Raw genomic sequence first — 18219 nt, forward strand, 5'->3', positions numbered from 1 at the left:
ATTATAGAGAAATCCAAAATCAATGCAAGTGGTTTTTGAGAAAAATGTGCAAAATAATCGAAAAATCTTACCGCTTGGTGAAAATAGAATCAAAATCAACCATTTTAGTCTAAATTATCGGCTGTTTTCTCTCTAGACAATGAAATTCTCCACACTCAATTCAGTTTTATTCAAAAACTGAGCTAAGACAAAAGTTTGGTTATTCACCTGATAATTTAGTGTTTGGGTGTCTTTACTCCAAGAAATCGCTGTATTTCCATTCGGTTCATTTGAAAATAACCCGGCAAAATCTCCTTTCAGATCCAGTACGCTTAGGTCCAATTTATCTTCTGCTGCATTAAAATCACCGATAATATTGAGTTCTTGATGTTTAAAATCATTATTTCCCAACACAAAAATATCCTTCCCTTTACCACCAAAAAGCACATTTGTGCCACTCCCACCATCTAGGCGATTATCGCCATCATTACCGTATATATGTTCTATTTTAGCTTGAGACGTGCTACTAAAGTCTTGTTTATCCGCTAAATGATAAACAACAACCGGCATAACTTCTTGTGTCTCACGCCCATTAATCAATAATTTGGATTGTGCCAACCGACTATTTGCATCATTTGGATCAGAATGGAAATGTAATTCAACAATATCTGCAATACCGTCTTTATCGCTATCTTTCATATAAGCATTTTCACCCTCTTCCCATTTATCGTGGCGACCACCGAAAGAAAAATGTTTTACCAAATCGTCGGTTTTTTCATAAAAACGGATCATTGAATGAGATTCAATCCAATCTTTTTTCAACGGTTCAAAACGTACCGTATTGTCATAAGTACCTAGTCCTTCTTTTTCTAATTTTTCCAGTACTTCATTAGCAAGGGAATTACCTTTTAAAGCACCTAAAGAACCACCTAGCAATGCACCAGCTGCAAGACTAGCTCCCCCAGTAACCAAAGCCAAAAGACCACCTACTATAGTACCAGCTACGCCTCCACCGATAATACCAGCCTCCTTTGCCTTATCTCGCGGAACTCCTCCATCAGCAAGAAACTCACCATTTATTATATAAGAATTGGTTTTGTAAAGAAAATTACCGCTCATTACATCATCGTTACTAATTGCTTCTTTAACAAATCTATCCGTATTTTCTCTAGCCTTAATAAGACTAAGATTAGAGCCTTTATCCGTTAATAACAGGAGTGGATTAAAAATCGCACTATGTTTCATTTTTGCTTGAAATGCCGCACTTTCTTGCATCGCATAGGCAGTGAAATATTGTGTTAAATACCCACCTAAGGAATGTCCGGTAGCATAAACAGTATCAGGGCTATACTTATCCACAATCGCTTTCGTCTTCCCAACCAACTCTTTTGCCTGTGTTGGTAAATCGCCTCGTAATACTTTCAAATCAGCATACCAATCTTGCAAATTAGTATAACTTCCCTTCGATCCCCGAAAAGCAAGTACAATTTGTTGATAACTACCATCAGGCTTTTTACCATTCCCAAATACGGAATAGTCTAAACCACTACCTAAAAAATCACTTGTATTCTTAAATTCAATTAACGCCCAATTCTGAATAAAATCTTCGCTCTCTTTTTCGCTAAAGGTATTATTTAGCCCGCTCTTCTTATCGAGATTGATTTCTTGCCACGCTTTTAGGTTTTTATTGGTAAAAATAGCGTTAAGTTCTTTTTCATCTTTATAAGACAAGGTTGTAAAAGTGCGTAGATCCCGTTCGGATACATTCCACATAGTAGGATTAGGATCGAGTGCATCAAATAAACCGTCTTTATCCGTATCGTTTTTAAACATACTATCATCATATTGATAGGATTTTATCAGTATTGGTTTCTGCTCAACTTCAGGCTTCTCCAATACTTCTTTTTCTGCGGAATCAGCCGGCTTATCTACTTGCAGTTTATCGGACTGAGACTGCCCCATCTGAACTTTGTCTATTTTAGATGCCGAAGATTGAACATTATCCTTAGTCGGCTGAGTCTGTCCTTTATCTATCTGAGATGCAGGAGATTGAACATTATCTTTAGTTTGATGAGAATGTGTTGCCACATTACTTCCATCACCTTTACGCCCTCCACCGGACAATGCGAATGCACCTCCGCCCAATACCAATCCACCGAACAAATACCATTTTAAATAGTCGCTTTGTGAATGGGAGCTCTCTCTTTGTTCTACCTCTTCAGCAACAACAGGTTCTGAAGAAGATATTTCGGACAACATACCTCGCTCCTCTGTATATGAGGACGGTAAATTACTGTGCGTCTGAACTTCTGCTTCAGGTATATTGCCCTGTGTAACCGCATTGTCGATATTTTGTTCTAAAGCACTTAAATCGTGTTTTTTGGCTTGTTCAACCATAAAGAGCTCCTGTCAATAAAATCAAAAGGTTTAAATATCACCAATAAATACGATTCACATACATCTCGATAAATGGTGGTTTTTTAATTATATATTGTTTTTTTTTTGCGCAATTATTTATACTACTTGAGAGATTTTCTAATTAAAGAACAAAAGAAAAAATGAAAATAAAGATTTGTCTAACGATTTGGTTAAGAAAAAATATCAGATTCGGTTTGAAGTATATTGGGGGAAAAGAATCGAAAACTAATATAGACTTAGTTGAGATATACAAGAAAATTCTAATTAAGTGGAAAGATATAATGATAGTAATCAGATTGAATATAAGGAATGAGGATGGTCGGCGAGATAGGATTTGAACCTACGACCCACTGGTCCCAAACCAGTTGCGCTACCAAGCTGCGCTACTCGCCGATAGTTACTCATAAAGAGTATATTGAATGGGGTGGCTAATGGGACTTGAACCCACGACAACTGGAATCACAATCCAGGGCTCTACCAACTGAGCTATAGCCACCAACGCTATGTTGAACTTGCATTACCTCTGGCGCGCTCGACAGGATTCGAACCTGCGACCTTTGGCTCCGGAGGCCAACGCTCTATCCAACTGAGCTACGAACGCTTTGTTTCAGTATTGCGTCGCAACGGAGGCGTATATTAGTGATTTCACCCTCGCTTGTCTAGCACTTTTTTCAAAAATATGCTTACTTGCTTTTAATTTGCTCAAAACGTTTATTTATTATCAAAGCTGCTGATTTTATAGCTGTTTTGTCAAATAATAGTAGGCATATTTCATCAATCTTAGCTGCCGCTGCCAGCGCGTCGGTTGCTGCCATAATCGAAAAAGCCATTCTAACCCTAATTGCCGCCAAATTTGGGGGGCTCGTTTCACTTTTCCCACAAATACATCATAACTGCCGCCGACTCCCATATAGAGCGTATCAGGGTAAATCTGCTGTGCATTAGCAATAAACATTTCCTGTTTTGGAGACCCCATCGCCACGCTCACAAATTTTGCGCCGCTTTGACGGATTCGCTCGATCACACTATCCTGATCTTCCGCAGCAAAATAACCATCTTGCAAGCCGACTATACGCACACCTAAACGGCGTAATTTTTCTGCCGTTGCTGCCAGCACATCAGGCTTTCCCCCCACTAAAAAAACAGGGAGGTCATAGGCAATCCCCGCCATAAACAACGCTTCCCATAATTCTACGCCGGCAATTCTTTCTACCTGCCGATGCTGCGGATATTTCCGCTTAATTGCACACACAATACTGATACCATCGGCATACTTATACTCGGTATTGTGTAAAAGGTGGAGAAGTTGCGGGTTTTGTTCGCTGATGATAACCTTCTCGGCGTTAATGGCGACCAATTTTCCTGTGCGAATATCGCCGTGGTTTAGCAAAAAATCCACAAATTGCATTTGATTTGGCACGGCTAACAGCTCAATCCCTCTAATTGTTACGCTCCCGATCATTTGCCACCTTTCCTTGCCAGATAGCCAAGCCATTTTGCCAGCTGCCACGCAAGCACAAACACAATACTAAAAAAGACCCAGCGGGACACAAACGCATCTGCCCCCTCCCTCACTAGCACAACCAAATTGAACAGGTTTGCCAAGCAATAGGCTTTACCTAAAACTTCGACACGCTCAAACACGACGTCAAAGGCACGGATTATCGCCCCGACCGCCAGCATTCCGCACGCCATCAACGGATAACCGCCCATAATATAGAATGAACCCAACAACGTCGGCGACATCGCCAAGCCGGACTGATTGCCCAACACAATTTTGGTGAAATAATTCGCACTGTTCCACACAATATCCGGGCGATCCGCCCACCACGCCTGCGGAATATAGACATAAAAATCCCGCACAATCGGCATCAGACCTTGATAGTCAATCTCACTGGCAAGAATAAGGGCAAAATTTTGCCACGGCGAAAAGGTATCCCGTGTCAAATAAAGAAAAGTAAACCACGCTTCTCGCCCGCTCACCGCCAAATCGTACCGCCATAACGCCAACCAGAACATTGCGATGACCGCCAAACAAGCGCTCGAAATCAGCCATTTTTTTGCAACATAGCCGAAACGCCAGCCTAATAGCAGAAAAAGTGCCACCACCAAGGCGATATTTGCCCTTGTCCCACCAACCGCCAAATAGCTTAAAATGCCGAACCCGAGACCAAGTATCAGCCCCCACCACCAGCGTTTTAGGCTGGGCTTGAGCCAGAAAAAAATCAGTAATGCCGGAATGAAAAAGTAGAAAAACCGCTTTAACGGCACGCCCTTCACCCTTGCCGAAAAAATCTGGCTGTATTTTTCCAATTTAAACAGTAGCAATCCTTCATTTAAGCCGATAAACAGAGCCAATGCGACCGTGCTAATCAACATCAATAGACAAGCGGTCAGTTGCACCTCTTTTGTTGCAAGCGCAGTAGAACGATAAGCGGCTTTTCCGCCTATCCGGTTCGCCCCTTGGTAGCCTAGCCAATACAGCCCGTAGCCGCCTAACGCCGCCCCCAGTGCAGAGATGGAGGCCGCCGTATCCGGCAATGGCTGCCCGAACTGCCACGCCAGCAGCACTGAAAACGGCACGCCCAAAAAGCAGGTTACCCCATAAATCAGACTAAACAAAAGATGGAACGTCTGCCCCTGCTGCCGTAGGCCCTGCCAAATTACCGAGCCAATCAGTACAACTGCTACAAAAAACAGGCTGATTAAGATTCCGTATGCCATTGTGCCTCTTTGCAAAAATATCGCCAAAACCGACCGCTTGTCAGGCAGCGTTCGCCCAATTCGCCAAGCAATGCCGCCATAACGGCAGATAATTCGGTGGGAAAAAACGGATATGCCCTTTATCCAACGCCGCTAATTGCTGGTTGGTCGCCTGAATAGCCGCTCGGTTCACGCACCCGCTGAATAAAAACGGAATCTGCTCCGCCTGCATATCTACACAAAACGGATTTTCCTTCGCCAAAACCACCGGAATATTCATCGCCAACAATGCACAAATCGTGCCAATGCCCTGCTGCCGCTTAAACAAAAACAGCCCGACATCACACTGCGCCAAGATCGCCAAATACGCCTCAAAAGCCAGTTTTTGCGTGAGAATTTGCACATTTTCAGCAGGAAATAACCGCTTGCTATGGGCTGCAACCGCCTCAACATAAGCGTGATTTTGCACTGGATAGCCCATCGGGATAATCACCCTCACCTGCGAGCCAAATTGCCGATGAATATCGTCCAAGCCTTGCAAATGGCGATTAGCACTATCACCGGAATTGCCCAATAAAATAGTCAGTTTCGACCGTTCTTCTGATTGTTGAGGCAATGCAGGCGGCATTTTAGACGGAAAATACAATAATTGATCCTGATCGCCCTTGCGCTTTAACAAAGAGTGGGAAAACTGCAAATCACCGCGGGTCGCCCATATTTGAGCTATTTTACGTTGTGCAGCACGGCGGATCGGATACGCTAATCTAAACCGCCAAGCCGTTGAATGCTCGTACAAATCTGCGCCCCAAACGTGCCACGCACAACGCTCACCGGGCAATCGCCCACACAAAATCGCCAGCCAAAGCGGAAAATTAAACTGCCCGTGCAACACAAATTTTGCCTGCGGCTGCGACTTTGCCGCTTCAATCACCGCCTTAGCTAACTGCATTTTGCCTGCAAAACGGCGGATCGATAATGCCGGAAATGCCACCGCTAAATCATCTTGACTCACCACATAAAATAGCGACTGCTCTCCCCATTCCGCCAAACGCATTTCTTGAAAAAAGGCTAACAACGTGCGGTTATGGTGGGGAATATCCGCCCCAAGAATATGATAAATCACCACTGCCCTTTCTATTTTTTAAATAAGGAATATCAGCGATCATAACAAAACTTAGCAGAATTATCCGAAAAACTCACACTTCAGAGTTATTTGAGCAAGACAACCTACGTTTCTTTTGATGTGGGGTAGAAAGATTATCCACTAAAGAATAAACTCATTTCTATTCCAATCGACAATAGCCATACAAGCCAGAGAAAAATAACCGGCTCAAGACTTGGGGAAATATAGCTATCAACGAACCATCTCACTCTTTACTATTTATCGTATTCCCCTAATATGAATCCGTCATTAATTCTTCTGAATATTTAAACAAAACCCGCAAGCCAGAGGCGGATTTTTAAGCCCCAGTAGCTGGTTAAGCCGGTTGTGTGGTTGATAATCTGTCCGTTTTTGATTATTAAAATGGTGGGGGTTGCTTGGATTCCCCATTGTTTTGAAAGTTGCCCGTTAGGATCGTTAATAACGCTGAATGTGTAGCGATTATCCGCTAAATAGCCTTGTACCTCTGCCGCCGAGCCGGATTTTAGGGCAACGCTTAATACCGGCGAACCTTGCTCGGCAAATTTTTGGACGGCGGGAGAGGTATATTCACAAAAATGACACCAACTGCCCCAGAAGTAGAGTAACATTGGTTGATTATGGCTCAACTGTGCAATGATTTTCGGCTGTTGGGCAACATCATAAAGCACCTGATCTGCAAATTGAGCCGGCGCAGTGGGCTTTCGATACCAATCTACCACGATGCTCAAGATAATGAACAAGCTGCCGAACAGGAGTAGGTTTTTCGTAAAACGGACAATAAGAGACGGCTTTTTCATTTGTGTTCTTGCCCCATTGCTAAATAATTTGCACCTCTGGCGAGCATTCTAAGTTGCATTACCACCCTTTGTTTGAGTTTTTCCCGCTCTTGTGTATTCATATCAAGCGCGTGAGAACCGGCGGTAAATACTAACGTAACCAGTCCTTCCGATTCAATATAAGCCAATTCTCGCCCGATGCTATGGTTTTTAATCTGAATGTAATCCGCCAATTCCGCCACAAAATGTTGGATTTCCCGAGATGCCGCAGTTCGAAAGGCTTGCGATGTGCCGGAACTTTCCCGTAATAGCAGGCGGAACATATTCGGTCGTTCTTCAATAAACTCAAAAAAGGTTTCCACTGAGATGACGATCACACTACCGCCCTTTTCCAACCGCTTGCGAGCTTGCCGCATTAGCTGGCGAAGAATTAAGCCCGACTCGTCCACCATTGCCAGTCCTAATTCATCCATATCTTTGAAATGCCGATAAAACGAGGTGGCGGCGATGCCGGCTTCTCTGGCAACTTCTCTTAAGCTGAGATTGGAAAAACTTTTTTCGGCGGTCAATTGGTTAAATGCGGCGTCCACTAAGGCGCGGCGGGTTTTCTCTTTTTGAATCGCCCGAATACCGACCGTACTCATTTGACGTCATCCATCATTGTTTTAATCGTTTTCGCTAAGCGTTCATAGCGAAGTCTAAGCGGTGAACCGGGGCGATATACCAAACCGATTGTTCTGAAGGGTTTTGGTTCGTTGAAGCCGAGATAGACACTATGCTCATTTTGATCGGAACCTGCCGCTAACTCCGGCATTAAGGTAATCCCTGCACCCGTGGCGACCATATTACGCAAGGTTTCCAAACTGCCTACTTTAATCCGCTCATTCTCTTTTGCACCAATAGTATTACAGTAGTCCATTATTTTAGTGCGTAAGCAATGACCGTTATCTAACACCAAAATTTCTTGATCGGATAATTGATCCAAATCGATTTTCTCTTGTTTTGCCCAAGGGTGATCGTCCGACACCGCTAACAACATATTTTCATTAAAAATCGGCACTTCGATAAAGGACTCTGTTTCCTTGGCAAGCGATAAAATCGCACAGTCTAGTTGCCCCGACTCTAACTGCTCAATCACCGTATTGGTTGGCAATTCGTAGAGGTAAATTTCAAGTTCGGGGAATTGAGACTTTAACTGCGGCAGAATAAGAGGGGAAATATAAGGTGCTAAGGTCGGAATAATCCCGATATGCATCGGGCCGGACATCTCTTTACCTTGGCTACTCGCCATTTCACGCAGAATTTTTACCTCTCTCAGCACGACTTTTGCCTGCTCGACCAGACCAAGCCCCGCTTGCGTAAATAGCACTTTACGGCTCGTTCTTTCCAGCAATACCGTGCCTAATTCATCTTCTAATTTACGAATTTGCCCGCTTAATGTCGGCTGGCTCACATTACACGCATCGGCCGCTTTACGAAAATGCTTAAAATCAGCGAGCGCAATGAGATATTCTAAGTCACGGATATTCATACTGTTTCCTTGCTAAATTGAAGATGGCGAATTATGGCATATTTATGTGTATAATGCCTGTGATTTTTCACACAACGAAATATTAGGAGAAAATTAAGATGTCTTTTAAAGATATGACCGGGCAAAAAGTCCCGCACGTTACGTTCAAAACCCGCCAAGATGATGCTTGGGTAGATGTTACTACCGATGAGCTGTTTAATAACAAAACCGTCATCGTCTTTTCACTGCCGGGTGCCTTCACACCGACTTGTTCATCGACCCACTTACCCCGCTACAATGAATTAGCACCGGAGTTTTACGCTTTAGGTGTCGATGAAATCATTTGTATGTCGGTAAACGATACCTTTGTAATGAACGCGTGGAAAGCCGATCAAGAATCAGACAACATCACCGTTATTCCAGACGGTAACGGCGAATTTACCGCCGGAATGGGAATGTTAGTCGGCAAAGAAGATTTAGGCTTTGGCAAACGTTCTTGGCGTTATTCAATGTTGGTGAAAAACGGTATCGTTGAGAAAATGTTTGTCGAGCCGCAAGAGCCGGGCGATCCGTTTAAAGTGTCTGATGCCGATACAATGATCAAATATCTCAAACCGGACTGGCAGGCAAAACCGTCTGTGGCGATTTTCACTAAGCCGGGCTGCACCTTCTGCCAACAAGCCAAAGCGTTACTTGCAGAGAAAGGGTTGAGCTATGAAGAAATCGTCTTAGGGCGTGATGCCAGCACCACTTCATTACGGGCGATTACCGGGAAATCCACCGCACCGCAGATTTTTATCGGCGGAAAATTGATCGGCGGTAGCGATGATTTAGCCCGCTATTTCGCATAGTGATCTCTAAAGCTAAGCCCTATGCTTAGCTTTTTTCGTTTCCGGCTCTTAAAGAGATCTCCCCTATCGTAAACGCTCGAATAATTTCCCCCTGCTGCAAAATCAGCTCGCCTTGATCATTAATCCCCAGCGAAATTCCTTGTATTTCCTCCTTTTCAGTGATCAATTTCACCGAGCGGTGATAAAAGAGATCAAAACGTTGCCAACGCTGGGCATACGGCGCAAAACCTTGTTGTCGGTAGTGTTGTAATGCGGTTTGTAATCGCTGACCAAGTTCAATTACCAAAGCGGTACGATCCAACTCATAGGCGGATAAATCACTCCATTGCTGAGTTACGAGTGAGAGATCAACCTGATCCATTCCCAAATTCAGCCCGATCCCGATCACCAAATAAATCCCCTGTCGATCGACACGGCTTTCAATTAAGATCCCGCCCATTTTTCTGCCTTGATAGTAAATATCGTTAGGCCATTTAATCTGAATCGCGGGAATGTCCAATGCCTCAAAGGTTTCCGCAATCACCACCGATACCACCAAGCTCAACGCCGATAGTTGCGGGATCTCCGCCGTTTCATAATGCCATAGCATTGAAAAATAGAGATTACGGCTTTGGGGCGAAAACCACTGCCGCCCCCGTCTGCCCCGCCCCGCCGTTTGTGTTTGTGCTACGCACAGCGATCCGTTGGCTAAATCTCGGTAATGCTGCAACACATATTCATTGGTCGAATTAAGCTGCGCAAAACTCAATACCTGCCCTTGCGTTAAGGCTTGGGCGATCCGCTGTGCATCAATATCATCGCTCATCGGGTCGCTACCTCGCTATCCACTTCCCCTTGCTTGCCGATAAAACGCACTTCAGGGTGCAATTCCACCCCAAACCGCTCCCGTACTTTACGGCGAACCGCTTGCGCTAATGCCACCACATCTGCCCCGGTGGCATTCTCTTTATTGATCAGCACCAACGCTTGTTGCGTATGCACCGCCGCTCCACCAATTTGATAGCCTTTGAGTGCGGCTTGATCGATCAGCCAGCCCGCCGGCAATTTAACGCGACCATCAGCTTGCGGATAGTGAGGAATGGTAGGGCAAGCGGTCTGAATCCGCACAAAATTTGCAAAATCCACTACCGGATTTTTAAAGAAACTGCCCGCATTACCCACATCATCGGGATCAGGCAATTTAGCACGGCGAACGGCACACACCTCGTCAAAAATCTGCTTAGGGGTAACCGTTTGCGGGTCAAGCTGCGTGAGCGAGCCATAATTCAGCACCGGCTGCCACGCTTTCGCCAGTTTAAGCCCAACCGCTACAATCGCATAACCTTCACGGTACTGCCGTTTGAAAATGCTGTCCCGATAGCCGAACCGGCAATCCTCTCGGCTTAAACGGATCGTTTCACCGTTGTTTAAATTCAGCAGATCGACATAATCGCACACCTGCTCAAACTCTACACCGTACGCTCCGATATTTTGGATCGGTGCAGAGCCCGCCACGCCGGGAATTAACGCCAGATTTTCCAAGCCGCCCATACCGTGAGCCAACGTCCACTCCACCAAAGCGTGCCAATTTTCGCCGCCGCCAACGTGTAAATAGTAAAACTGCTCGTCCTCACGCGGTTCAATCCCTTTTAATCGGTTAATTAGCACCGTGCCGTCAAAATCCGCTAAAAATAGGACGTTAGACCCCTGCCCCAGCAACAAAGTCGGTTCATTATTTTGCTTTGCTTGCTGCCAAGCCGCCAGCAACTGTTCAACCGTATCAAAGGGTACGATCGTTTTGGCTTGCACAGGCAGGTGAAAGGTGTGAAAAGCGGTTAATTGTTTCATTCGGTTTCTCCACGTCAAAGGGGAAGGCACTACTCTAGATTTTGGATCTGCTCACGCATCTGCTCGATTAACACCTTCAGCTCAACCGCAGAATTGGTAATGTCAGCATTGATCGATTTTGATGCCAACGTATTCGCTTCTCGGTTCAACTCTTGCATCATAAAATCCAATTTACGCCCGACCGCTCCGCCTTTATTCAGGATTGCCGTTGTTTCTTTAACGTGAAGTTGCAAGCGATCCAACTCTTCCGCCACATCGATTTTTTGTGCCAATAGTACCATTTCTTGCTCTAAACGTTGCGGGTCGAGTGCCAGATTTAACTCGTCAAAACGCTGCTGCAAGCGGTCTTTTTGCCACTGTAAAATGCAAGGCATCTGCGCCTGCACTTTGGCGGTTTCTGCCGCAATGCTATCGAGACGTTGTTGAATAAGGGCGTGTAAATTCGCCCCTTCCCGTCCTCGCATTGCGATAAACTCCGCCAAAATTTGCTCAAAGCCTTGCAACACGTCTTGGCTCATCGCATCAAGATCTTGATGCTGCGTATCAACCACCCCCGGCACACGCAGAATATCGACAAGGTTAATCTCACCCTGCCCTGCGGTATTTTGTAGCCATTTTAACGCCTCGATAACTTGGACGGCATAGCCCTCATTTAAAGCTACCCCTTTATTTTCAGCCTGATTAAACTCAATGCGCAGGCTACATTCCACTTTGCCCCGAGTGAGCGCTTGGCGCAACCGCTCACGCAAGCCCATTTCTAAATGGCGAAAACTTTCCGGCAAGCGAAAATAGGTTTCCAAAAAACGTTGATTAACGGAACGTATTTCCCATACGGCATTGCCCCACGCTTTTTTCAGTTCCAAGTGGGCAAACGCGGTCATACTGTAAATCATTTTGTGCTTCTCTCTTGATAAAATTTGGCATATTGTACTGGTTATTCTGCTAAAATAGGCAAAATTTTATTAAAAAGGAAGAAATATGCGTCCAAATAACCGCCCTGCCCACCAAACCCGCCCGATTAACATCACCCGCCATTACACCCGCTATGCCGAAGGGTCAGTTCTGGTTGAATTTGGCGAAACCAAAGTGCTGTGTAATGCCACGGTTGAAGAAAGCGTGCCACGCTTTCTGAAAGGTCAGCAACAAGGTTGGATTACTGCCGAATACGGAATGTTACCCCGTGCTACCCATAGCCGCAGTCAGCGGGAAGCGGCAAAAGGCAAACAGAGCGGACGCACGATGGAAATTCAGCGACTAATCGCCCGCTCGCTGCGTGCGGTGGTTGATTTGACCGCCTTAGGCGAACGTACGATTACCCTTGATTGTGATGTCATTCAAGCGGACGGTGGCACCCGTACCGCTGCAATTACCGGTGCGTGCGTGGCACTCCACGATGCGTTAAGCAAATTAGTGGCTGACGGCGTATTAAAACAGCATCCGATGAAAGCCTTGGTTGCCGCGATTTCGGTCGGCATTGTCGCAGGCGAAGCGGTTTGCGATTTGGAATATGTGGAAGACTCCAACGCCGAAACGGATATGAATGTGGTAATGTTGGAGGACGGACGTTTGGTCGAGGTGCAAGGCACTGCCGAAGGCGAACCGTTCAGCCACACTGAATTGCTGACTCTGCTGGATTTAGCAAAGCAAGGCATTCAACAGCTGATTAGCGCTCAACGCCAAGCGCTTAATTTAGCCTAAACAACAATCGGTCAATAATGACCGCTTTTTTGCAAAAGGAGATAAACAATGCACCACAACACCATTCACCCGAAAATGTTTTATTACGGTTTTCCGGTAATTTTACTCACCACCTGCGATCAACAGGGTAAAACCAATATCACCCCGATTTCGTCCAGTTGGTGCTTAGGCGATAATGTCGTCATCGGTTTAAGCACACAGGGCAAAGCCTTTGAAAATTTACAGCAATGTGGGGAAGCGGTGCTAAATCTTGCCGACCAATCCCTATGGCAACAGGTTGAAAGTATTGCCTCTCTCACCGCCAAAAGCCCGATACCTGATTTTAAACAAGATCACTACCAATTCTGCGACACTAAATTTGAACGAGGCAATTTTACTGCCCAAGCCGCTACACAGATTCAGCCTGCCCGAATCTTAGAATGTCCGATTCAAGCAGAAACCCAAGTGGCGCAGATCAACTTACGGGAGGGCTATGCGATTATTGAGCTGAAAATCGTTGTGGTACACGCCCACCCGGATTTAATCTTCGACAACGACAAAATCAATCCGGAAAAATGGCAACCGCTCATCTACAATTTCCGCCATTATCACGGATTGAGCGAAACCCTCGGTAAAAACTTTCGGGCATAGCTACGACAAGCGGTCGGTTTTCGGTCATTTCTTGCAAAACAGTCGCGTTAAGTTTTTCTTAAGATTTATTTGCTTTAATAGATTTAAGCGCAATGCGCTGCTTAAATGAAACATAATAAATTTAGTAGAGGACACCGAATGAAAAAAGTGATCGCACTCGCCGCTTTAGTCGGCTTATCTTCCATTGCCGTTGCTCAAGGTTTTAAAGACGACAACAACACTTATCACGGTAAACCGCATACCCAACACGGTTTTTACGATGACAGAAATGCCGCTAAAAGCGTAAAAGACGCCTTAAACGCCGCCGATAACAGCCTTGTAATTATCGAGGGGAAAATTGTTAAACAAGTCGGCAAAGATGATTTTATTTTCCAAGATGCCACCGGCGAAATGGAAATTGAGGTCAGCCGTAAAGCGTGGAACGGGCAAACCATTACCCCGCAAGATACCGTTGAAATCCGAGGCAAAGTGGATAAAGACTGGGGTAAAACCGAGATTGAAGTGAAGCAAGTGATTAAGAAATAATGGCATTAAAGGGATATCGTAATATATCCCTTTATTTATTTTTTAAGATATTATTTCTCGAATAACGTACTGATACCCCGTTTCGTGCGAGACAAATTCAAAAATGTGGCTAATGCAGTCGGGTGCATCGCTCTCTTGGTGGGAAACAAATAAGAGTTGGGTTTGGCTGTTTTGAACCAGTTGGTCGATAAAATGCTTCACCAGCTTGCGATTTAAGCCGTCCAACCCTTGTAGCGGTTCATCTAAAATCAAAATCGGTGGGTGCTTTACCATTGCCCGTGCAATGAGCAGTAGCCGTTGTTGCCCCCACGAGAGCGAGCGAAACGGGGCATTTGCCAAATGTAATAGATTTAAACGAGCCAGCCACTCTTGCGCCTTATGTTTTAAGGTATCGGGAATCCGTTGATAAACGCCGATCGAATCAAAAAAGCCCGACACAATCACATCGCACACACTGCAATTTACCCGATAATCCATATGCAACTGGCTGCTCACATAGCCGATACGTTGCTTGATCTCCCAAATGGTTTCACCCGATCCCCGCTGCTTGCCAAACAGTACAACGTGGTTGGCATAGGCTTGCGGGTGATCGCCCGTGATGAGCGAAAGAAGCGTAGATTTGCCCGCTCCGTTCGGCCCTTTAATCCACCAATGCTGCTGCAGTTTCACCGTCCACGAGAGATCCGCTAAAATTTGCTTTTCGCCATATTGCACGGTTACATTCTTCAATTCAAAGGGGACAACATCAGGCGGAAGGCGAACGGGCGGTTGCGGGCTGGTCGGAAGCGGGACTGTGATAGCGGTTTCCGCATAGATAAGTTGCTGAAATAACGCATTTTGTGCCGCCTCCGTCTGACTCCCCTGCCAAACCAAATTCAGTTGGTCGAGCAAAGCAATATGCGTGGCTTGCGGGGGAATGTCGTTAAACCGATTCACGATAAGCACCACCGCCATTCGCTGCCGTAACCGCTGCAACAAGCTAAGCCAATGTTGAACGGATAGCTGATCCAACCCCTCAAAAGGCTCGTCTAAAATCAGCAAATCCGGCTCACTCACCAATAATTGACACAATAGCACTTTGCGGCTTTCGCCGGTGGAGAGCTGAATAAACGGGCGATCCAACAAAGCAAGAATGCCTAGCTGCTCGGCGTAATCCTCACACCGGTTCGCCTCACCGCCTTCTGCTAAGATCACTTGGCGGGCGGTAAGACCGAAATCATCGGGTTCAACGGTATCATTATTACGAGCGTGAAAAATCGCCTCGATCAGTTGCTGTTGCTGCTCAAACGACGATAAGCCGATTTTGCAAAAATCGCTGTCAAACCGACCGCTTGTCAGCGGGAAATCGCCCCGCAGCGTGCGGGCAAAAACACTTTTTCCACTGCCGTTGCCGCCGACAACGACCCAAAAATCCGAACGGCAGATCGTTAACTGTTCAATCCCTAATCTGTGTTTGCCGAGCTGGAATACCCCTTGCTGAATAGTCAGTTGCATATTTCCCCCTAGTAAATGTCTTGATCCCGCAATAAATGCACGTTTCCCTTACGCCGTAAAAAGCCGCTGCGATCAAAGTATTCAATCAGTTGCACCGTCAATTTACGCCCGTATTGCAATTCATCACGCAGTTGATTAACGGAAATATCGCCCTGTTCCGCGATGATCCCTTTAATGCGTTGCGCAAAGTCAACAATATGTTCGTGCAGTAAAAAGCGATCCTTGACAATCGGCACGAGATAGCCCAATTTGCCCGCTTTATAGAGCAGATGGCGGATCGCCGTTTCATCTGCCGATAACGCCTCGGCAATCTCTCTTACCCACAATGCGTGGTGAGTTGCCGCAAAAAGCGGTTGGATCATAGCCCATTTTTGCCATTCATCTTGATTAAATTCAATCCGATGATCAGGCAGATGCAACCAACCTCGTGTTTGGTTAAGACGCTTGTCTGCCAATAACTGATCAATAATGTGATAGACCAACGGTTCGGACTGATGCAAAGCGGCAATCCGATATAAGCGCGCCTTAGTTACTCCGATTTGATCGTTATGCTGTGCGTGATAATCTGCCAATTTAGCCACGATTTGTTGCTGGAGCTGCTGCTGAAAAACATCAGTATATAACCATTTACCATAGGTGAGCGTATCCGAACCGTCTAAATCGGCACTAAACATTTGCTCAAGCCAAGCCAATTTTTCTCTTTCAACCGCATTCTGCTGCGTATAAAGCGCAAGACGCTGCGGATAGTCGGCAGCACACGCCAGTCGTGCCAAATACTCTAGCCGCTGTGGTGTGCGTTTGTGTCGTTTGGGTGCGTAAATTTCCAGCACCCTCGCACCAGCGAGCGTTTGACTATCATCACCACTACGCAGAATGAGCTTATCCCCAAAGGCAATATGCAACGGTTCATCAAGGATAATTTCTGCAAAAAATTGCCCGTTTCCGACCGCTTGCTCGGTATTAAGTAAGTTCATTTTTGCGGTAATGTGGCTCGCATAGTGGTAAAGATGCACCACCGTACTTGGCTTTAGCGATAAAAGCGGGGTAAGTTCAACGGTTATGCGCAGAGTGGCATTATCAAGGGGCAGCTCGGTAAGCCAATCCCCCCGTTTTATTGTCGCCTTATCCGCATTTGCCAAATTTAACGCCAGCCGCTGCCCCGCACAGCCTTGCTCACTCGGCTGATTTTGGGCGTGGATTTGTTTTACCCGCACCATTGCACCACCGGAAAATGACAGTTCATCGCCAACCTTTACCCGACCTGCCACAGCTGTGCCGGTTACAACCACGCCCGCGCCTTTCACCGTAAACACCCGATCAATCGCATAACGAAATGGTTTGGTGATCGGCGCATTCTCGCTTTTTAAACGAATTAAGTGCTGCTTTAAGTCATCAATGCCCTGCCCGGAATGGGCTGATGTAATAAAAAAAGGGGCGGTGGCTAAACAAGCGTAACGCTGTTTGAGTTCAACGATAAGTTGCTGAATGTGATCCGGTTCGGCACGATCGGCTTTCGTCAGCACCACCATAATATGTTGAAATGCTAACAAAGTGAGAATGCGAAGGTGTTCATCAGTTTGCGGTTTAATCCCTTCCTCCGCCGACACAACCAACAATGCGTGCTGAAGACTGCCCAACCCCGCCAGCATATTGGAGAGAAATTTTTGATGCCCCGGCACATCAATAAAACCGAGCGTATCATTTTCAACAGGCAAATAGGCGTAGCCTAAATCAATCGTCAATCCCCGTTTTTTCTCTTCGGGAAGATGGGCGGTGTGCGTGCCGGTTAATGCTTGCAAGAGTGAGGTTTTGCCATGGTCAACGTGGCCGGCGGTAACAACAATCATTGTGCCTCCAAATCCATTCAATCAGCCAATGATATAAGGAAAGAGAAAAAGAATCCAGATAAGAAAAACACCGCATTATGCGGTGTTCAACTGATTATAATGATTGAGCAATGCGATCCAACTCGGCTTTTGCAGATTGTCGCGCTTTTTCAACCGCTTGTTCGCCCATTCCAATCCCTTCCGCATAGACAAATTCGACATCGGTAATCCCAATAAAAGCAAGGAAAGTTTTTACATATTGTTTCACTAAATCTGTCGGACTGTCTTTATGTAAACCGCCGGTCGTTAAAATAACCACAGCTTTTTTGCCCTTCACCAACCCTTCCGGTCCTTCTGAAGTATAGCGGAACGTTACACCTGCGCGGGCAACATAATCAAAATAGCTTTTAAGCTGTGCCGGAACACTGAAATTATACATTGGCGCATTGATAACCAGTACATCCGTCTTTTGTAACTCGGCAACCAACTCATCCGAAAGAGCCAGTAGTGATTTTTGTGCCTCTGTCTGCGGCGCACCACGAGTTGCAACCGCTGCTTCACCGTTAAAATAAGGCAACGGCTCTGCCGCAAGATCACGGGTAGTTATATTGGCGTTTAACTGCGCCGTGAAATAATCACTTAATAAATTAGATTGGGAATGGTCAGCCAAAATACTGGATTTTAATACTAATACATTTTTCATCATTAACCTCAATATATCAACAACGGCGATAAGAAACACCATCAAATCTATTGCTAGTTTACGTTATTTTAACTAGAAATAAACCCTCTAAAAATGAAAAGAGTATTTACTCATACTAAATAATCGTAAGTGGCA

General features: G+C 45.6%; 17 protein-coding genes and 3 tRNA genes. 4 read left to right on the forward strand and 16 right to left on the reverse strand.

Annotation, left to right across the window (positions count from 1 at the left end):
• Positions 1 to 132: 132 nt before the first annotated feature.
• The 10 genes from RO21_RS08240 to oxyR all read right to left on the reverse strand — a co-directional run bounded on the left by RO21_RS08240 (position 133) and on the right by oxyR (position 8551).
• Entirely contained in the window at positions 133 to 2376 is a 2244-nt protein-coding gene (locus RO21_RS08240) for a M10 family metallopeptidase C-terminal domain-containing protein (protein ID WP_047977319.1), read from the reverse strand.
• A 337-nt stretch (positions 2377 to 2713) separates the two neighbouring features.
• Positions 2714 to 2790: transfer RNA gene (locus RO21_RS08245), tRNA-Pro, on the reverse strand.
• A gap of 27 nt (positions 2791 to 2817) precedes the next feature.
• Positions 2818 to 2893, reverse strand: a tRNA-His gene (locus RO21_RS08250).
• A gap of 28 nt (positions 2894 to 2921) precedes the next feature.
• Positions 2922 to 2998, reverse strand: a tRNA-Arg gene (locus RO21_RS08255).
• A gap of 135 nt (positions 2999 to 3133) precedes the next feature.
• On the reverse strand, positions 3134 to 3859 hold the full coding sequence (gene wecG / locus RO21_RS08260) for a lipopolysaccharide N-acetylmannosaminouronosyltransferase (RefSeq protein ID WP_047977320.1): 726 nt from the start codon (positions 3857 to 3859) through the stop codon (positions 3134 to 3136).
• The gene (locus tag RO21_RS08265) at positions 3856 to 5121 is read right to left on the reverse strand and encodes a WzyE family oligosaccharide polymerase (protein WP_047977321.1); all 1266 of its coding nucleotides are present in this window, start codon (positions 5119 to 5121) and stop codon (positions 3856 to 3858) included. Before RO21_RS08265 ends, wecG begins: the two co-directional genes overlap by 4 nt.
• 40 nt (positions 5122 to 5161) lie before the next feature.
• Positions 5162 to 6223, reverse strand: coding sequence for a TDP-N-acetylfucosamine:lipid II N-acetylfucosaminyltransferase family protein (locus RO21_RS08270; RefSeq protein WP_084724277.1), 1062 nt, complete (start codon positions 6221 to 6223; stop codon positions 5162 to 5164).
• A 305-nt stretch (positions 6224 to 6528) separates the two neighbouring features.
• Positions 6529 to 7041, reverse strand: a complete 513-nt coding sequence (locus RO21_RS08275) for a protein disulfide oxidoreductase (protein ID WP_047977323.1) — start codon at positions 7039 to 7041, stop codon at positions 6529 to 6531.
• Positions 7038 to 7664, reverse strand: coding sequence for an HTH-type transcriptional repressor FabR (gene fabR, locus RO21_RS08280; RefSeq protein ID WP_047977324.1), 627 nt, complete (start codon positions 7662 to 7664; stop codon positions 7038 to 7040). The genes RO21_RS08275 and fabR overlap by 4 nt, the downstream gene beginning before the upstream one ends.
• Complete coding sequence (gene oxyR, locus RO21_RS08285; protein WP_047977325.1) at positions 7661 to 8551, reverse strand: DNA-binding transcriptional regulator OxyR; 891 nt, start codon at positions 8549 to 8551, stop codon at positions 7661 to 7663. Before oxyR ends, fabR begins: the two co-directional genes overlap by 4 nt.
• A 98-nt stretch (positions 8552 to 8649) precedes the next feature.
• On the opposite strand from oxyR, the gene RO21_RS08290 reads away from it, so the two are divergent.
• A complete protein-coding gene (locus RO21_RS08290) occupies positions 8650 to 9381 on the forward strand; it encodes a glutathione peroxidase (protein ID WP_047977326.1) in 732 nt (243 codons plus the stop codon).
• Between the two features lie 25 nt (positions 9382 to 9406).
• On the opposite strand, the gene RO21_RS08295 is transcribed toward RO21_RS08290, so the two are convergent.
• Genes RO21_RS08295 through RO21_RS08305 form a run of 3 tightly spaced genes read right to left on the reverse strand, consistent with a single transcriptional unit; the run spans position 9407 to position 12101 of the window.
• Positions 9407 to 10186, reverse strand: a complete 780-nt coding sequence (locus RO21_RS08295) for a biotin--[acetyl-CoA-carboxylase] ligase (protein WP_047977327.1) — start codon at positions 10184 to 10186, stop codon at positions 9407 to 9409.
• Positions 10183 to 11208: a UDP-N-acetylmuramate dehydrogenase gene (gene murB / locus RO21_RS08300; RefSeq protein ID WP_047977328.1), complete on the reverse strand. Its 1026-nt coding sequence runs from the start codon at positions 11206 to 11208 to the stop codon at positions 10183 to 10185. Before murB ends, RO21_RS08295 begins: the two co-directional genes overlap by 4 nt.
• Positions 11209 to 11237: 29 nt before the next feature.
• On the reverse strand, positions 11238 to 12101 hold the full coding sequence (locus RO21_RS08305) for a YicC/YloC family endoribonuclease (RefSeq protein WP_047977329.1): 864 nt from the start codon (positions 12099 to 12101) through the stop codon (positions 11238 to 11240).
• Between the two features lie 85 nt (positions 12102 to 12186).
• Here RO21_RS08305 and rph point away from each other — a divergent pair, with 85 nt between their 5' ends.
• The 3 genes from rph to RO21_RS08320 all read left to right on the forward strand — a co-directional run bounded on the left by rph (position 12187) and on the right by RO21_RS08320 (position 14061).
• Complete coding sequence (rph, locus tag RO21_RS08310; RefSeq protein ID WP_047977330.1) at positions 12187 to 12906, forward strand: ribonuclease PH; 720 nt, start codon at positions 12187 to 12189, stop codon at positions 12904 to 12906.
• Between the two features lie 48 nt (positions 12907 to 12954).
• Positions 12955 to 13536 carry a flavin reductase family protein gene (locus tag RO21_RS08315; RefSeq protein ID WP_047977331.1) on the forward strand — a complete coding sequence of 194 codons (582 nt, stop codon included), beginning with the start codon at positions 12955 to 12957 and terminating at the stop codon, positions 13534 to 13536.
• 138 nt (positions 13537 to 13674) lie between these two features.
• Positions 13675 to 14061 carry a YgiW/YdeI family stress tolerance OB fold protein gene (locus RO21_RS08320; protein ID WP_047977332.1) on the forward strand — a complete coding sequence of 129 codons (387 nt, stop codon included), beginning with the start codon at positions 13675 to 13677 and terminating at the stop codon, positions 14059 to 14061.
• A gap of 42 nt (positions 14062 to 14103) precedes the next feature.
• Here RO21_RS08320 and modF read toward each other — a convergent pair whose 3' ends face one another.
• The 3 genes from modF to RO21_RS08335 form a co-directional block, all read right to left on the reverse strand.
• Complete coding sequence (modF, locus tag RO21_RS08325) at positions 14104 to 15555, reverse strand: molybdate ABC transporter ATP-binding protein ModF (protein WP_047977333.1); 1452 nt, start codon at positions 15553 to 15555, stop codon at positions 14104 to 14106.
• Between the two features lie 8 nt (positions 15556 to 15563).
• Positions 15564 to 17402, reverse strand: a complete 1839-nt coding sequence (selB, locus tag RO21_RS08330) for a selenocysteine-specific translation elongation factor (protein ID WP_047977334.1) — start codon at positions 17400 to 17402, stop codon at positions 15564 to 15566.
• Between the two features lie 94 nt (positions 17403 to 17496).
• A complete protein-coding gene (locus tag RO21_RS08335; RefSeq protein WP_047977335.1) occupies positions 17497 to 18084 on the reverse strand; it encodes an FMN-dependent NADH-azoreductase in 588 nt (195 codons plus the stop codon).
• Positions 18085 to 18219 lie beyond the last annotated feature (135 nt).

It is taken from the genome of Muribacter muris, assembly GCF_001038205.1.
Lineage (GTDB): Bacteria > Pseudomonadota > Gammaproteobacteria > Enterobacterales > Pasteurellaceae > Muribacter > Muribacter muris.

Bases quoted from the DNA above. Each gene is read 5' to 3' on its own strand.
- RO21_RS08275 (WP_047977323.1), bottom strand. From the start codon at position 7,041: ATGAAAAAGCCGTCTCTTATTGTCCGTTTTACGAAAAACCTACTCCTG.
- modF (WP_047977333.1), bottom strand. From the start codon at position 15,555: ATGCAACTGACTATTCAGCAAGGGGTATTCCAGCTCGGCAAACACAGA.
- fabR (WP_047977324.1), bottom strand. From the start codon at position 7,664: ATGAGTACGGTCGGTATTCGGGCGATTCAAAAAGAGAAAACCCGCCGC.
- rph (WP_047977330.1), top strand. From the start codon at position 12,187: ATGCGTCCAAATAACCGCCCTGCCCACCAAACCCGCCCGATTAACATC.
- oxyR (WP_047977325.1), bottom strand. From the start codon at position 8,551: ATGAATATCCGTGACTTAGAATATCTCATTGCGCTCGCTGATTTTAAG.
- RO21_RS08315 (WP_047977331.1), top strand. From the start codon at position 12,955: ATGCACCACAACACCATTCACCCGAAAATGTTTTATTACGGTTTTCCG.
- selB (WP_047977334.1), bottom strand. From the start codon at position 17,402: ATGATTGTTGTTACCGCCGGCCACGTTGACCATGGCAAAACCTCACTC.
- RO21_RS08265 (WP_047977321.1), bottom strand. From the start codon at position 5,121: ATGGCATACGGAATCTTAATCAGCCTGTTTTTTGTAGCAGTTGTACTG.
- RO21_RS08320 (WP_047977332.1), top strand. From the start codon at position 13,675: ATGAAAAAAGTGATCGCACTCGCCGCTTTAGTCGGCTTATCTTCCATT.
- murB (WP_047977328.1), bottom strand. From the start codon at position 11,208: ATGAAACAATTAACCGCTTTTCACACCTTTCACCTGCCTGTGCAAGCC.
- RO21_RS08290 (WP_047977326.1), top strand. From the start codon at position 8,650: ATGTCTTTTAAAGATATGACCGGGCAAAAAGTCCCGCACGTTACGTTC.
- RO21_RS08335 (WP_047977335.1), bottom strand. From the start codon at position 18,084: ATGAAAAATGTATTAGTATTAAAATCCAGTATTTTGGCTGACCATTCC.
- RO21_RS08295 (WP_047977327.1), bottom strand. From the start codon at position 10,186: ATGAGCGATGATATTGATGCACAGCGGATCGCCCAAGCCTTAACGCAA.
- RO21_RS08305 (WP_047977329.1), bottom strand. From the start codon at position 12,101: ATGATTTACAGTATGACCGCGTTTGCCCACTTGGAACTGAAAAAAGCG.
- RO21_RS08240 (WP_047977319.1), bottom strand. From the start codon at position 2,376: ATGGTTGAACAAGCCAAAAAACACGATTTAAGTGCTTTAGAACAAAAT.
- wecG (WP_047977320.1), bottom strand. From the start codon at position 3,859: ATGATCGGGAGCGTAACAATTAGAGGGATTGAGCTGTTAGCCGTGCCA.